Raw genomic sequence first — 14,027 nt, 5'->3', positions numbered from 1 at the left:
CCGTTGCCATGACGCAGCTCTCGGCTGCCCGCACCACGCAGCAGACCACCTCCGACGGCAGCAGGGCGCTGTACGGGGGGAAGGGCACCCGCCGCATCACGGTCCGCGACATCGCCCTCGCCAAGGAGCGGGGCGAGAAGTGGCCCATGCTCACCGCCTACGACGCGATGACCGCGTCCGTCTTCGACGAGTCCGGCATCCCGGTGATCCTGGTCGGCGACTCGGCCGGCAACTGTCACCTCGGCTACGAGACGACCGTGCCGGTCACGCTCGACGAGATGACGATGCTCTCCGCGGCCGTCGTCCGCGGCACCCGGCGCTCCCTGATCGTCGGCGACCTGCCCTTCGGCTCCTACCAGGAGGGCCCGGTGCAGGCGCTGCGCTCGGCGACCCGGCTGGTGAAGGACGCGGGCGTGGGCGCCGTCAAGCTGGAGGGCGGCGAGCGCTCGCACGAGCAGATCCGGCTGCTGGTGGAGTCCGGCATCCCGGTGATGGCGCACATCGGCCTGACCCCGCAGTCGGTCAACGCCATGGGCTACCGGGTGCAGGGGCGCGGCGAGGAGGCCGCCCAGCAGCTGCTGCGGGACGCCAAGGCGGTGCAGGACGCGGGCGCGTTCGCGGTGGTGCTGGAGCTGGTCCCGGCGGAGCTGGCGGCCGAGGTGACCCGGGTGCTCCAGATCCCGACCGTGGGCATCGGCGCGGGCCCGGAGACGGACGCGCAGGTCCTGGTGTGGACCGACATGCTCGGGCTGACCGGCGGCCGGGTGCCGAAGTTCGTCAAGAAGTACGCCAACCTGCGCGAGGTCATGGGCGAGGCGGTCAAGGAGTTCGCCCAGGACGTCGTGGGCGGCACCTTCCCGCTGGACGAGCACTCCGTCCACTAGGGCCTGCCGCCCCGTCCGCCTCGCGACACCCGGACCACTGCGGCACCACCACGGCAGCCCCGCCGATCTTCCCCCGTCGGCGGGGCTGCCCCTTTTTCCGGTGCCTGCCGGACGGCTGTCGGGTGTCTGTCGGTGCCGGCGGGCCGCCGCCGCGGTCTGTCGGTGACGTGTCGGTGGTCTGTCGGTGGCGGCTGGAACCGTGATCGGCATGACGCGAATCGACGACAACCCCAGCGGCGCGAGCCACGCGGTACGGGTACGGGGGCTGGTCAAGCACTACGGCGAGACCAAGGCACTGGACGGTGTCGACCTGGACGTGCGCGAGGGCACCGTGATGGGTGTGCTCGGCCCCAACGGCGCCGGCAAGACCACCCTCGTCCGCATCCTGTCCACCCTGATCACCCCCGACGCCGGGCAGGCCACCGTGGCCGGCTACGACGTCCTGCGCCAGCCCCGGCAGCTGCGCCGGGTGATCGGGCTGACCGGGCAGTACGCCTCGGTCGACGAGAAGCTCCCGGGCTGGGAGAACCTCTACCTGATCGGGCGGCTGCTCGACCTGCCCCGCAAGGAGGCCCGGACCCGCGCCGACGAGCTGCTGGAACGGTTCTCCCTGACCGAGGCGGCGAAGCGGCCGGCCGCGACCTACTCCGGCGGCATGCGGCGCCGGCTCGACCTGGCCGCGTCGATGATCGGCCGCCCCCAGGTGCTGTTCCTGGACGAGCCGACGACCGGGCTCGACCCCCGCACCCGCAACGAGGTCTGGGACGAGGTCAAGGCGATGGTCGGCTCGGGCGTCACCGTCCTGCTGACCACGCAGTACATGGAGGAGGCCGAGCAGCTCGCCTCCGAGCTGACGGTCGTGGACCGCGGGAAGGTCATCGCCAAGGGCGGCATCGAGGAGCTGAAGGCGAAGGTCGGCGGCCGCACGCTGCGGGTCCGCCCGCTCGACCCGCTGGAGCTGCGCCCGCTCTCCCGGATGCTCGACGAACTCGGGGTCACCGGCCTCGCGACCACCACCGTGGACACCGCGAGCGGCACCCTGCTGGTGCCCGTGCTCAGCGACGAGCAGCTGACCGCCGTGGTCGGCGCGGTCACCGCCCGCGGCATCACCCTCTCCTCCATCACCACCGAACTGCCCAGCCTGGACGAGGTCTTCCTGTCCCTCACCGGCCACCGCGCCAGTGCCCCGCAGGATTCCCGGCCCGCCGAGACCCGCGAGGAGGTCGCCGTATGAGCGCCCACCCGTCCCCCGCCGCCACCCTGGACGAGACGCCTCCCGCCACCGCGGCGCATCCCGCGTCCGCCGCGGCCGGGAAGGCCGCCGACGCGCCGATCCCGCTGCGCGCCCACCTGCGCCACACCGGCGCGCTCATCCGCCGCAACCTGCTGTGGTTCCGGCAGGACCCGGAGTCGATGTTCGACGCCGTCCTGTTCCCGGTGATCTTCACCCTGCTGTTCGTGTACGTCTTCGGCGGCTCCATCGGCAAGGCGATGGGCGGCGGCCAGGAGCAGTACGTGCAGTACGTCATCCCCGGCCTGATGGCCATGATGGGCATGAACATGGCCCAGGGGGTGGGCACCGGCTTCAACCAGGACTTCAACTCCGGTGTCATGGACCGCTTCCGGTCCCTGCCGATCGGCCGCGGCTCCGTGCTCTTCGCCAAGATAGCGGTGGAGCTGATGCGGATGCTGTTCGCCACCGTGGTCCTGATGGTGGTCGCGGTCCTGGTGGGCTACGACGTCCACCACTGGGCCGGCCTGCTGGCCTCCGTGGGCCTGTCCGCGGTGTTCGGCTCGGCTCTGATGTGGGTGTTCCTCACCCTCGGCGTGATGATGAAGAGCGCGCAGTCCGTGCAGGCCATGGGCTTCCTGGTGCTGATGCCGCTCCAGTTCGGCTCGTCGATCTTCGCGCCGACCGCGTCGATGCCGGGCTGGCTCCAGCACTTCACCGACTACAACCCGCTGTCCGCGCTGGCCGACACCGCGCGCGGGCTGATGGAGGGCGGCCCGGTCGCGCACGACCTGTGGGTGACGCTGATCTGGTCGGTGGGGCTGACGGCGCTGATGGCGCCGGTGGCGATCCACAAGTTCCGCACCAAGAGCTGAGCCGGTCGTCCCGGTCGCCGGGCGCGTCAGATCAGGGCGGTGGCCTCCGCGAGGGAGAGGCCGCCGCCCTCGGCGTGTGCCGCCGCGTAGGCCCGCTCGTCGAGCACGGCCCGCACGGCCCGCTCGGCGTCCTCGCGCACCGCACGCTCGATGACCGTCGGGACGTGCCCGGCGGGCACCAGCGCGTGGGCGGCGCCCAGGCAGCGGGCGGCGTCCGTGGCACGGGTGGAGCCGTCCAGCCCGGTGAGGGCCGTGGCGGCGATGTCGAGGTACATCGCGGGCAGGTGCGGGGCGAGGGTGAGGGTCAGCGGGTCGGCGGCGTGGCCCAGTCCCTGCCGGATCTTCTCCACGGCCTCCGGGAAGCGGCCGTCGGCGGTGTCCAGCCAGGCCTCGTGGCCGAGGATCAGGGCGTCGAAGACGACGAAGTGCGAGATCTTGAAGTCCTGCCGCAGGGCCCGCAGCTGCTCCCGGGCCTCGGGGACGCGGCCCGCCAGGCAGAGCCGGCCGGACAGGAACAGCCGGGCCATCGGCATCGCCTCGCTGTTGCCGCCGTCCTGCCGGTCGAGGATCTCGCGCAGCATGCGTTCGCCCTCCTCGGGCTCGCCCGTCTCCATCAGCACGCTGGCCAGGCGGACGCCGAGCACCTCCGTCTGGGCGCGGGCGCCTATCCGGCCGGCCTGCTCGATGGCCGCCCGGAAGTCCGCGGCGGCGGCGGTGTACTCGCCCTTGCGCTCCCGCGACTCGCCGCGCGCGGACAGCGCCTCGGCGGCGCCCCAGCCGTCCCCGAGCCGCTCGAAGATCTGAAGTGCCTCGTCGGCGTCCCGGGTCGCGGCGCCCGCCCACTCGCTGCGGTTGGCGAGCAGGTTGGCCCGCATCTGCAAGGTGGTGGCCAGCTCCCACTCGAAGCCCGGGGTCCGGCGGCAGGTGCGGACGCAGGCGTCGAGGATGTCGCGCAGCCGCTCCATGCCCTCGGTCAGCAGCACGGCGAAGAACCACAGCATGCCGGGGGGACGGCAGGTCTGGGGCAGGCCGGGCTCGTAGACCTGGGTGATGACGCGCAGCTTGTGCTGGGCGGCGGGGGTCTGCCAGCTGTCCAGCTCGGTGTCCATGCAGGCGAGGTGCGCCAGGTGCAGGCCGCGCCGGGCCTCGGCGAGCAGCTCGCCGGTGAACGGGGGCGGGCTGTCCGTGCAGCGCTGCCAGAGCGGCTCGGCCCGCCGGACGGGCTCGGCGAACGGGTCGGGGCCGAGCGCCATGACCTCGCGGCACAGGTTGCGGGCCTCGATGCGCAGGTCGCGCATCTGCCAGTACCAGGCCAGCGACAGCACCAGGCTGAGCGCCTCCTGCTCGTCGCGGGCGGCGACGGCGCGGCGCACGGCGATGCGCAGGTTCTCGTACTCCAGCTGGAACCGTTCGATGGCGGCGCGCTGTCCCGGGCCGCGCAGCAACGGGTCGGTGGTGCGCGCGAGTTCGCGGTAGTACGTCAGGTGGGCGCGCTCGGCGTCCTTGCGCCGCCCGGACTCGTCGAGCCGTTCGCCCGCGTACTCGGCGACCGTCTCCAGCAGCCGGTAGCGCATCCCGCCCTCCGGTGACGGGGCCGCCACCACGAGGGACTTGTCGACCAGGGAGCCGAGCGCGTCGAGGGCGGCCGGGCCGCAGACGGCCTCCGCGGCGGGCAGGTCGCAGCCGCTCGCGAAGACCGACAGCCGGCCCAGCACGTCGCGTTCGTCCTCGTCCAGCAGGTCCCAGGACCAGTCGACGACGGCCCGCAGGGTCTGCTGCCGGGGCAGGACGGTACGGCTGCCGGAGGTGAGCAGCCGGAAGCGGTCGTCGAGCCGGTCGGCTATCTGACGCGCGGTCAGCATCCGCAGCCGGGCCGCGGCCAGCTCGATGGCGAGGGGCAGTCCGTCGAGCCGGCGGCAGATCTCCGCGCAGGCCCCGGGGTCCTCCTCGACCGTGAAGCCGGGCCGGGCGGCCGCGCCCCGGTCGGCGAGCAGCCGCAGCGCCACCGGTTCCGGCAGCGGTTCCACGGGCCGCAGCAACTCCCCCGGCACGCCGAGGGGTTCGCGGCTGGTGGCCAGCACGGTCAGTTCCGGGCAGCGGGCCAGCAGTTCGTCGGCGAGCCGGGCCGCCGCCTCCACCACGTGCTCGCAGTTGTCCAGCACGATCAGCATGCGGCGCCGGGCGCAGTGCTCGACCAGCCGCTCCACGGGGTCGTCGTGGCGGTCGGCGACGGCCCGCATGCTCTCCGCGCCCGCGCCGTGCAGCACGGTCTCCCGGGCGCCGATCGCGGTCAGCACGGCCTCCGGTACGGCGTCCGGGTCGTCCACCGGCGCCAGTTCGGCCAGCCACACCCCGTCCCGCAGGCCGGCGCGCACCGCCTCGGCGGCCTCCTGCGACAGCCGGGTCTTGCCGGCGCCGCCCGGTCCCAGCAGCGTCACCAGCCGGGCGGCCGTGAGGTCCGCGCGCAGCGCCTCGATGTCGGACTCCCGGCCGACGAAGGAGGTGAGCCGGGTGCGCAGGTTGCCCTGCGCGGGCGCGTCGGCGGCCCGGCCGGCGGGAGGCGTGCGGGGCGCGGGGCCGGCGGGGCGGGCCGGCCGGTGGCCCGCGGGGTCGCCGGGGGTGAGCAGATCGGTGTGCAGCGCCCGCAGCTCCGGGCCCGGATCGGAGCCCAGCCGGTCGGCGAGCAGGCGGCGTACGTCGTCGTAGGCGGCCAGCGCCTCCGCCGTGCGACCGGTGTCGCGCAGGGCGCGCAGCCGCAGCGCCTGGAGGGACTCGTCCAGCGGGTGGCTGTCGCACAGGGCGGTCAGTTCGGGCAGGCAGCGGTCGGCCTGGCCGAGGGCGAGGGCGGCGCCGTGCCGGGCGCGCAGCGCGTCGAGGCGGCGGGCGTCCGCGCGGGCCGCCTCGGCGGTGGCGTCGGGCAGGTCGGCGAGGGCGGGGCCGTGCCACAGGGCGAGGGCGTCGTCGAGGACCGCGGCCGCCTTCGCCGGGTCGCCGTCGGCGAGGGCGCCGAGACCCTCGGCGGTGAGCCGCTCGAAGCGGTGCAGGTCGACGTCGTCGGGGGCGGCGGCGAGCCGGTAGCCGCCCTCGGCGGAGTCGACGGCGGCCGCGCCGAGGGTGCGTCGCAACCGCCCGACCAGCGCCTGGAGGGCGCCGGCGGCGTCGGCGGGCGGATCGGCGGCCCACACCTCGTCGACCAGCAGCCGCACCGGCACGGTCCGGCCGGCCCGCAGCGCGAGCACGGTCAGCAGGGCACGCAGCCGCGCCCCGCCGACGGGGACGGACGTGCCGTCGGGACGGAGGGCCTGGGTGGTGCCGAGGATGCGATAGCGCACGGGGTCCATTGTCTCCGCTGCGGTCAGGGCCGCTCACCGGGTTCCGGCGGCGCGCCGTCCGGGACGTCGAGGGTGACGAGGACACCGAGCGTACGGCGGTCGCGGCGGGGCCCGTGCGGCGGCCCCGGCGCGGGCCGCTGCCGCGGGAACCACTTGGGGCAGGTGTCGACGGGTTCGAGCGAGCGGGTGCCGGGCAGGGGCTGCGGGGCGGCCCCGCGCCGCGCGGGCGCGCACAGCTCGTGCACCAGGTCGACGGCGCGGACCAGGCCGGTGACGGGCCGGTGGCCGTCACCGTGGTTCTCCACCCACCACAGCGCGCCGTGCCGGCGCCACTCCCCCGGCCACTCGGCGGCGGCCCGCGCCGGGTCCATGGCCACCAGGGGCCAGCCGATCCGGTCGCCCACCGCGAACGGGGTGCCGCAGCACTCCATCTGCCAGTCCTCGTAGAACACCCGTAACAGCGTCATGCGCCCACCCTCCAGGAACCCGGCGGCGCCCGCGAGACGTTTTCCCGGCGTCCGCCCGGCCACCCGGTGTGCCCGCGCGGACCCGCGGAGCGGCCGTGCGGGTACGGTCGCTCTCGCCGCCCGCCCCGCCGGCCGCCGCCGGTCCGTCCCGGTGAGCGCCCCGACCACCCGCCAGGAGCCGCCCTCATGACCACCGCCGCCGGCCGCCGCAGCGAGCGCCGGATCAGCCCCGTCTTCCTCGGGATCGCGGCCGTCACCGCGGTCGCCGGGTGGGCGGTGTGGACCGCTTTCGCCGGCCGCACCGGCCCGGCCGTGTTCCTGTTCGTGACGGCGGCCTGGATCGTCTCCCTGTGCCTGCACGAGTACGCGCACGCGCGCACCGCCCTGCACACCGGCGACGTCTCGGTCGGCGCCAAGGGCTACCTCACGCTGAACCCGCTGAAGTACACGCACGCGCTGCTGAGCATCGTGCTGCCGGTGCTGTTCGTGATCGCGGGCGGCATCGGCCTGCCGGGCGGCGCGGTGTTCATCGAGCGCGGCCGGATCCGGGGGCGCTGGCGGCACAGCCTGATCTCGGCGGCCGGCCCGCTGACGAACATCCTGTTCGCGGCCGTGTGCACGGCGCCGTTCTGGCTGGACGCCCTGGCGGGCGTGCCCCGCGACTTCCGCTTCGCGCTGGCCTTCCTGGCGCTGCTCCAGGTCACCGCCGCGATCCTGAACCTGCTGCCGGTGCCGGGCCTGGACGGCTACGGCGTGCTGGAGCCGTGGCTGCCGCACGGCATCCGGCGCCAGGTGGAGCCGTTCGCGCAGTTCGGTCTGCTGTTCGTGTTCGCGCTGCTGTGGCTGCCGTCGGTGAACAGCGCGTTCTTCGACGGCGTCGACGCGGTGCTGCGCGGCCTGGGCATCACGGACGTGGACACCTACTGCGGCCGGCAGCTGTACCGGTTCTGGCAGGGCACCGACGCCTACTGCGCGGTCAGCCGGTGACGGAGCCGCCCCGGGCGGACCGGCCGCGCTTGACGTAGTACCAGGTCATGTTGGACGACAGGCCCGCCAGCAGCACCCAGACGACGCCCAGCCAGTTGCCCTGGACGAAGGAGACGACCGCGGCGGCCACGGCGAGCGCGCAGACGATCAGGCAGTAGACGGCGAGGCGGGGCATGACGGTCGGCTCCTGTCGGGGGACACTGCTTCACTGCTTCGCCACCAGTGTCCCCCATGCGCCGCCGGGGCTCACACGTCGGTGACCCGCAGGCCCGCGTGCGCCTTGTAGCGGCGGTTGACGGAGATCAGGTTGGCGACCAGCGACTCCACCTGGTGGGCGTTGCGCAGCCGCCCGGCGAAGACGCCCCGCATGCCCGGGATGCGCCCGGCCAGCGCCTGGACGGTCTCCACGTCGGCGCGCTCCTCGCCGAGCACCATCACGTCGGTGTCGATCGCGTCGATCTCCGGGTCCTGGAGCAGCACCGCCGACAGGTGGTGGAAGGCGGCGGTGACCCGGGAGCCGGGCAGCAGGGCGGCGGCCTGCTCGGCGGCGCTGCCCTCCTCGGGCTTCAGCGCGTAGGCGCCCTTCTTGTCGAAGCCGAGCGGGTTGACGCAGTCCACGACGAGCTTGCCGGTCAGCTCCTCGCGCAGCGACTCCAGGGTCGCGGCGTGGCCGTCCCAGGGCACGGCGACGATCACGACGTCGCTGCGGCGGGCGGTCTCGGCGTTGTCGGCGCCCTCGACGCCGTGCCCGAGTTCCTCCGCGGCGGCCCGGGCGCGCTCGGCGGCCCGCGAGCCGATGATCACCTTCTGGCCGGCCTTGGCGAGGCGGTAGGCCAGGCCCTTGCCCTGCGGGCCGGTGCCGCCGAGCACGCCGACGACGAGCCCGGAGACGTCGGGCAGGTCCCAGGGGTCCTTGGCGGGGGCCTTCTGTGCGCTGTCGGTAGAGGTCATGGGGCGACTCTACGGCCGCGGGAGCGGCCCCACCGGACGGGGTGGGCCGCGTCACGGGCACCGGGGCGGACGGTGATCGTCCGGCGGGCGCCCGGGTCGGCGTCCCGGGCGGCGGTGCGGGCGGCCGCGGGTCCCCGGCCGGGGGAATTCCGGGGTGAACGGCGCGTCCCGGGCGGGCGGTTGCGGCAGGATGCGAAGCCATGGACGCCGTACGGGTGGCGCTGTTGCGCGAAGTGCTCGCCGGGACCGAGTGGCTGGGGGCCACCCGGCGGTTCGCCGGGGTGCTGCGGGGGTCGGTGGTGGCGCACGGCGGCGGCCTGCTGCTGGTGGGGACGCCCGGGTACGAGCCCTGGCACCTGGCCGCCCACCTGGTGGACGAGGCCGCGTGGTCGGGCACCCCGGAGCTGGCCCCGACCCTGGTGCGGCACGCCGCCCGCCCCTCGGACCCCGCGCACCTGGCCGTCGGCCCGGGCCGCATCGAGGCCGCCGGGCGCGGCGAGACACTGCTGGTGGTGGCCCCGGAGGAGCCGGCGGCGCTGCTGGAGCGGGTGCACAGCGCGCGCCGCGCCGGGGTGACCGTCCTGGCGCTGGGCTCCGGCGCGGGCGAGCTGACGGCGATGGCCCACGAGGCGCTGGCCGTGCCGGACGGCGCGGAGCTGGACCTGGACAGCGTGCAGCACCTGGTCAGCGCGGCGGCCGGGGAGAACGCGGTGCCCTCGCCGCGGACCCGGCGCCGCTTCCGCGACCGCCTGTCGGCCCTGGCCGACCACCTGACCGCACCGCCTCCGACCGTCTGGTAGCGGCGGAGGCGGTGCGGCAGGGAACGGCGTGGCAGGGGGCGGCCGGGGTCAGTCCTCGCCGGGGCCGCTGCCGCCGGCCGGGGAGTCGTGCCAGCGGGGGTCGTTCTCCCACTGGAGGTTGCGGTCCCGGGCGGTGTCCATCGCGCGCTGGGCCTCCGCGCGGTCGGCGTAGGGACCGAAGCGGTCCTTCGCCGGGCACTCGGGGCCCTCCTCGACCTTCTTGTGCTCCAGGCAGTAGTACCACTCGCCCGGCTTGCCGACGGTCCGTTTCTTGAACAGCGCCATGACCAGCTCCTCTCGCCACCGACATGTTCCCCCATGCCCGCTGGTTAGACTCGCTGACATGTCTGGCCAGTCGCTGCTCGTCCCAGGGGAGCTCTCTCCCACCCGTTCGGTGCCCGGGAACATCCGCCGGCCCGAGTACGTCGGCAAGCCCGCGCCGACCCCGTACACCGGGCCCGAGGTGCAGACCCCGGAGACCATCGAGGCGATGCGCACCGCCGGGCGCATCGCGGCCCGCGCGATGGCGGAGGCCGCGAAGCTCATCGCGCCCGGGGTGACCACCGACCAGCTCGACAAGGTCGCCCACGAGTACATGTGCGACCACGGCGCCTACCCGTCCACGCTGGGCTACCGGGGCTATCCGAAGTCGCTGTGCACCAGCGTCAACGAGGTCATCTGCCACGGCATCCCGGACTCGACCGTGCTCCGGGACGGCGACATCGTCAACCTGGACGTCACCGCGTACATCGGCGGGGTGCACGGCGACAACAACGCCACCTACCTGGTCGGGGAGGTGGACGAGGAGTCGCGGCTGCTGGTGGAGCGCACCCGCGAGTCCCTTCAGCGGGCGATCAAGGCGGTCCGCCCAGGCCGGCAGATCAACATCATCGGCCGGGTCATCGAGTCCTACGCCAAGCGGTTCGGCTACGGCGTCGTCCGCGACTTCACCGGCCACGGCATCAACTCGTCGTTCCACTCCGGCCTGATCGTCCCGCACTACGACAGCCCGCACGCGACCACGGTCATCCGGCCCGGGATGACCTTCACCATCGAGCCGATGCTGACGCTCGGCACCCACGAGTACGACATGTGGGACGACGGCTGGACGGTCGTGACCAAGGACCGCAAGCGGACGGCCCAGTTCGAGCACACGCTGGTCGTGACGGAGACCGGCGCCGAGATCCTCACCCTGCCGTAGCGGCCGCGGGACCCGCCCCGGGGCCCGACGGCCTCAGGGCCTGACGCTCCGGCTCGCGTTCCAGGACGACCCGGCCGCCGAGTTCCACCCAGCCCCCGGGCTGCGGCGCCGTCAGCAGCTGGGAGCCGGCGCCCTGGGTGATGTTCAGCGCGCGGCCGAGCAGGGCGGTGAGCTGCATCGCCGCCGCGCCCGTGGCCTCGTCCTCCTCGATGCCGTCGCCGCGGCCCGGGAAGCCGCGGGCACGCACCCGCCCGGCCGCCTCGTCCTGCCAGGCCCAGGCGTAGATCCAGGCACCGGGCGGCGGCACCGGCAGCGCCTCGACCTCGGCCACGTCGGCGTACCGGCGCAGGGTGCGCGGCGGGGCCCACTCCGGGCGGGCCTCGATCCAGCTGAACTCGCCGTCCTGCCGGGCGCCCACCACCCCGGCGGCGGTGACGAGTTCCGGCACGTCCAGCAGCCAGGCGGTGCCGACGCAGGGGTGTCCGGCGAACGGCAGCCGGGTGCCGGGCGTGTAGATGTCGACGAGGCCGCGCTCGGGGTCGTCGACGAACACGGTCTCGCTGAAGCCGAGTTTCCCGGCGAGGGCCTGCCGGTCGTCGCGCCCGGGCAGCCGGGAGCCGTCGCGGACCACGCCGAGTTCGTTGCCGTACCCACCGTCGGGGGCGCAGAAGACGCGCAGCACGTCGTATTCAGTCACCCGGGAATTGAAACACCGCCTCCCGCGCGCGCCGTCCCGACGGTGAGAGCTGAATCACCGCCCCCGCGGGTAGAGGTCAGGTTAGCCTCGGGTAAGTTAGGCGAGCCTCACCACATCGTTTCCTGCTGGGAGCCCGCATGCGAGCCGTCCGACTGACCGTCACCGCCGCCGTCGCCACGGCCGCTCTGACCGCCCTCACGGCGTGCACGGCCAAGAGCGACGCGAAGGACGGCGAAGCGATCCAGGTGACCGCCGCCGACGCGAAGTGCGAGACGTCCACCGCGACGGTGCCGGCCGGCCAGGTCACGCTGAAGATCGAGAACACGGGCTCGAAGGCCACCGAGGTCGAGATCGTCTTCCCCGACGACCGGATCGTCTCCGAGAAGGAGAACATCGGCCCCGGCACCAAGTACACGCTGACCGCCGAGGTCAAGGCCGGTTCGTACGAGATCGCCTGCCGCCCGGGCATGAAGGGCCACGGCGTCCGGCAGAAGCTGACCGTCACCGGCGGCGGCACGGCCGCCAAGCGCGACCCCCGGCTCGACAAGGCCGTCGCCGACTACCGCGCCTACGCCCAGGACCAGGCCGACGAGACGCTGCCGCGGGCCGAGGCCTTCGCCAAGGCCGTCCAGGGCGGTGACCTGGACGCCGCCCGCAAGACGTACGCCCTCTCCCGCCTCGGCTGGGAGCGCACCGAGCCGGTCGCCGAGTCCTTCGGTGACATCGACCCGAAGGTCGACGTCCGCCAGGACGGCCTGGAGGACGGCCAGAAGTGGACCGGCTGGCACCGGCTGGAGAAGGCGCTCTGGCAGGACAAGAAGATCGGCGCCGAGGAGAAGGCCCTCGCCGGTCAGCTCGTCACCGACCTGAAGGACTGGCAGAACCGGGTCGGCAAGGCCGAGATCACCCCCTCCTCCATGGCCAACGGCGCCAAGGAGCTGCTCGACGAGGTCGCCACCGGCAAGGTCACCGGCGAGGAGGACCGCTACGCGCACACCGACCTGGTCGACTTCAAGGGCAACGTCGAGGGCGCCGAGAAGGCCTACGACCTGCTCAGGCCGGTCGCCTCGAAGAACGACCCGGCGCTGGCCAAGGAGCTGGACAAGCAGTTCGCGGCGCTGGACAAGCTGCTGGGCACCTACCGCTCGGGGAGCGGTGACTACGACTTCGTGTCCTACGACAAGGTCAGCAAGGAGCAGCGCAAGGAGCTGTCGGACGCGGTGAACGCGCTCGCCGAGCCCCTGTCGAAGCTCGCCGCCGCGGTCGTGAAGTAGGGATGAGCATGTCCGACGCGCCCACCTCCAGCACCCCCACGTCCGGCTCCGATTCCGGCTCGGGTCCCGCTTCCGGCTCCGGCTCCGGCTCCGGCAGGAGTCCCTCCCGCCGTGCGCTGATCGGCTGGGGCGGCGCCGGGCTCGCGCTCGGCGCCGTCGCGGCCGGCGGCACGGTGGCGATGACCCGGGCGGGCGAGGACGTCGACCCCGCGGCCGCCGACGCGGGCGGCGCGGTGCCGTTCCACGGCGCCCACCAGGCCGGCATCGCCACCCCGGTCCAGGACCGGCTGCACTTCGCCGCGTTCGACGTGAAGACGGACGACCGGGCCGAGTTCGTCCAGCTGATGAAGGACTGGACGGCCGCGGCCCGCCGGATGAGCGCCGGGAAGGCGGTCGGCGAGGGCGCCTACGGCGGACTCGCCGAGGCGCCGCCGGACGACACCGGCGAGGCACTGGGCCTCGCCCCGTCCCGGCTGACGCTGACCATCGGCTTCGGGCCGTCGTTCTTCGAGAAGTTCTCGCTCGCGGACAAGCGCCCGGACGCCCTGGTCGACCTGCCCCGGTTCCCCGGTGACAACCTGGAGGCCGCCCGCACCGGCGGCGACCTGTGCATCCAGGCCTGCGCCGACGACCCGCAGGTCGCCGTGCACGCCATCCGCAACCTGGCCCGCATCGGGTTCGGCAAGGTCGCCATCCGCTGGTCCCAGCTGGGCTTCGGCAAGACCTCGTCCACCACGCCCGGCGCGCAGACCCCGCGCAACCTGATGGGCTTCAAGGACGGCACCCGCAACATCGCGGGCACCGAGACCGACCGCCTGAAGAAGTTCGTGTGGGTCGGCGACGGCGACGGCCCCGGCTGGATGACCGGCGGGTCCTACCTGGTCGCCCGGCGCATCCGGATGAACATCGAGACCTGGGACCGCACCTCGCTCCAGGAGCAGGAGGACGTCTTCGGCCGCGACAAGGGCGAGGGCGCCCCGGTCGGCAAGGCCAAGGAGCACGACGCGCCGTTCCTGAAGGCGATGAAGCCGGACGCGCACGTGCGGCTCGCGCACCCCGACTCCAACGACGGCATCACCATCCTGCGCCGCGGCTACTCCTTCACCGACGGCACCGACGGCCTCGGCCGCCTGGACGCGGGCCTGTTCTTCCTGGCCTACCAGCGCGACGTCCGCAAGGGGTTCATCCCGCTCCAGCGCCGGCTGGCGGCCTCCGACGCGCTCAACGAGTACATCCAGCACGTCGGTTCGGCCGTCTTCGCGATCCCGCCCGGCGTCCGCGACGCGGACGACTGGTGGGGCCGGACGCTGCTCACCGAGGAGGCGTAG

General features: G+C 74.1%; 14 protein-coding genes. 8 read left to right on the top strand and 6 right to left on the bottom strand.

Annotation, left to right across the window (positions count from 1 at the left end; translation table 11 throughout):
• Positions 1-8: 8 nt before the first annotated feature.
• The 3 genes from panB to ACZ6CZ_RS02870 all read left to right on the top strand — a co-directional run bounded on the left by panB (position 9) and on the right by ACZ6CZ_RS02870 (position 2,990).
• Positions 9-884, top strand: a complete 876-nt coding sequence (panB, locus tag ACZ6CZ_RS02880) for a 3-methyl-2-oxobutanoate hydroxymethyltransferase (protein ID WP_469013774.1) — start codon at positions 9-11, stop codon at positions 882-884.
• A gap of 208 nt (positions 885-1,092) precedes the next feature.
• Entirely contained in the window at positions 1,093-2,118 is a 1,026-nt protein-coding gene (locus ACZ6CZ_RS02875) for an ATP-binding cassette domain-containing protein (RefSeq protein ID WP_469013771.1), read from the top strand.
• Complete coding sequence (locus ACZ6CZ_RS02870) at positions 2,115-2,990, top strand: ABC transporter permease (RefSeq protein ID WP_469013770.1); 876 nt, start codon at positions 2,115-2,117, stop codon at positions 2,988-2,990. Before ACZ6CZ_RS02875 ends, ACZ6CZ_RS02870 begins: the two co-directional genes overlap by 4 nt.
• A 26-nt stretch (positions 2,991-3,016) precedes the next feature.
• Here ACZ6CZ_RS02870 and ACZ6CZ_RS02865 read toward each other — a convergent pair whose 3' ends face one another.
• Entirely contained in the window at positions 3,017-6,331 is a 3,315-nt protein-coding gene (locus ACZ6CZ_RS02865; RefSeq protein ID WP_469013769.1) for an AfsR/SARP family transcriptional regulator, read from the bottom strand.
• Between the two features lie 14 nt (positions 6,332-6,345).
• Positions 6,346-6,789, bottom strand: a complete 444-nt coding sequence (locus tag ACZ6CZ_RS02860) for a DUF6578 domain-containing protein (RefSeq protein WP_469013767.1) — start codon at positions 6,787-6,789, stop codon at positions 6,346-6,348.
• Between the two features lie 186 nt (positions 6,790-6,975).
• On the opposite strand from ACZ6CZ_RS02860, the gene ACZ6CZ_RS02855 reads away from it, so the two are divergent.
• Positions 6,976-7,776, top strand: a complete 801-nt coding sequence (locus ACZ6CZ_RS02855; protein ID WP_469013766.1) for a site-2 protease family protein — start codon at positions 6,976-6,978, stop codon at positions 7,774-7,776.
• Here ACZ6CZ_RS02855 and ACZ6CZ_RS02850 read toward each other — a convergent pair.
• Both ACZ6CZ_RS02850 and npdG read right to left on the bottom strand, forming a co-directional pair.
• The gene (locus ACZ6CZ_RS02850) at positions 7,766-7,951 is read right to left on the bottom strand and encodes a hypothetical protein (protein WP_469013764.1); all 186 of its coding nucleotides are present in this window, start codon (positions 7,949-7,951) and stop codon (positions 7,766-7,768) included. The two genes, ACZ6CZ_RS02855 and ACZ6CZ_RS02850, sit on opposite strands and share 11 nt — an antisense overlap.
• Before the next feature lie 71 nt (positions 7,952-8,022).
• A complete protein-coding gene (npdG, locus tag ACZ6CZ_RS02845; RefSeq protein ID WP_469013762.1) occupies positions 8,023-8,727 on the bottom strand; it encodes an NADPH-dependent F420 reductase in 705 nt (234 codons plus the stop codon).
• Positions 8,728-8,927: 200 nt separating this feature from the next.
• Between npdG and ACZ6CZ_RS02840 the strand changes: the two genes are divergently transcribed.
• The gene (locus ACZ6CZ_RS02840; protein ID WP_469013761.1) at positions 8,928-9,527 is read left to right on the top strand and encodes a hypothetical protein; all 600 of its coding nucleotides are present in this window, start codon (positions 8,928-8,930) and stop codon (positions 9,525-9,527) included.
• Positions 9,528-9,575: 48 nt separating this feature from the next.
• Here ACZ6CZ_RS02840 and ACZ6CZ_RS02835 read toward each other — a convergent pair whose 3' ends face one another.
• Positions 9,576-9,812 (bottom strand): hypothetical protein, encoded by a 237-nt coding sequence (locus ACZ6CZ_RS02835; RefSeq protein WP_469013760.1) that lies wholly within the window; start codon positions 9,810-9,812, stop codon positions 9,576-9,578.
• A gap of 58 nt (positions 9,813-9,870) precedes the next feature.
• Between ACZ6CZ_RS02835 and map the strand changes: the two genes are divergently transcribed.
• A complete protein-coding gene (gene map, locus ACZ6CZ_RS02830) occupies positions 9,871-10,728 on the top strand; it encodes a type I methionyl aminopeptidase (RefSeq protein ID WP_469013759.1) in 858 nt (285 codons plus the stop codon).
• Here map and ACZ6CZ_RS02825 read toward each other — a convergent pair.
• The gene (locus ACZ6CZ_RS02825; RefSeq protein WP_469013758.1) at positions 10,715-11,425 is read right to left on the bottom strand and encodes a PhzF family phenazine biosynthesis protein; all 711 of its coding nucleotides are present in this window, start codon (positions 11,423-11,425) and stop codon (positions 10,715-10,717) included. The two genes, map and ACZ6CZ_RS02825, sit on opposite strands and share 14 nt — an antisense overlap.
• A gap of 137 nt (positions 11,426-11,562) precedes the next feature.
• Here ACZ6CZ_RS02825 and efeO point away from each other — a divergent pair, with 137 nt between their 5' ends.
• Positions 11,563-12,699 carry an iron uptake system protein EfeO gene (efeO, locus tag ACZ6CZ_RS02820; RefSeq protein ID WP_469013757.1) on the top strand — a complete coding sequence of 379 codons (1,137 nt, stop codon included), beginning with the start codon at positions 11,563-11,565 and terminating at the stop codon, positions 12,697-12,699.
• An 8-nt stretch (positions 12,700-12,707) separates the two neighbouring features.
• Positions 12,708-14,027, top strand: coding sequence for an iron uptake transporter deferrochelatase/peroxidase subunit (efeB, locus tag ACZ6CZ_RS02815; RefSeq protein WP_469013755.1), 1,320 nt, complete (start codon positions 12,708-12,710; stop codon positions 14,025-14,027).

It is taken from the genome of Streptomyces sp. NPDC041135 (assembly GCF_055592085.1).
Note: the sequence above shows the minus strand (reverse complement) of the source record. Positions and strands in the feature narration are given on the sequence as shown.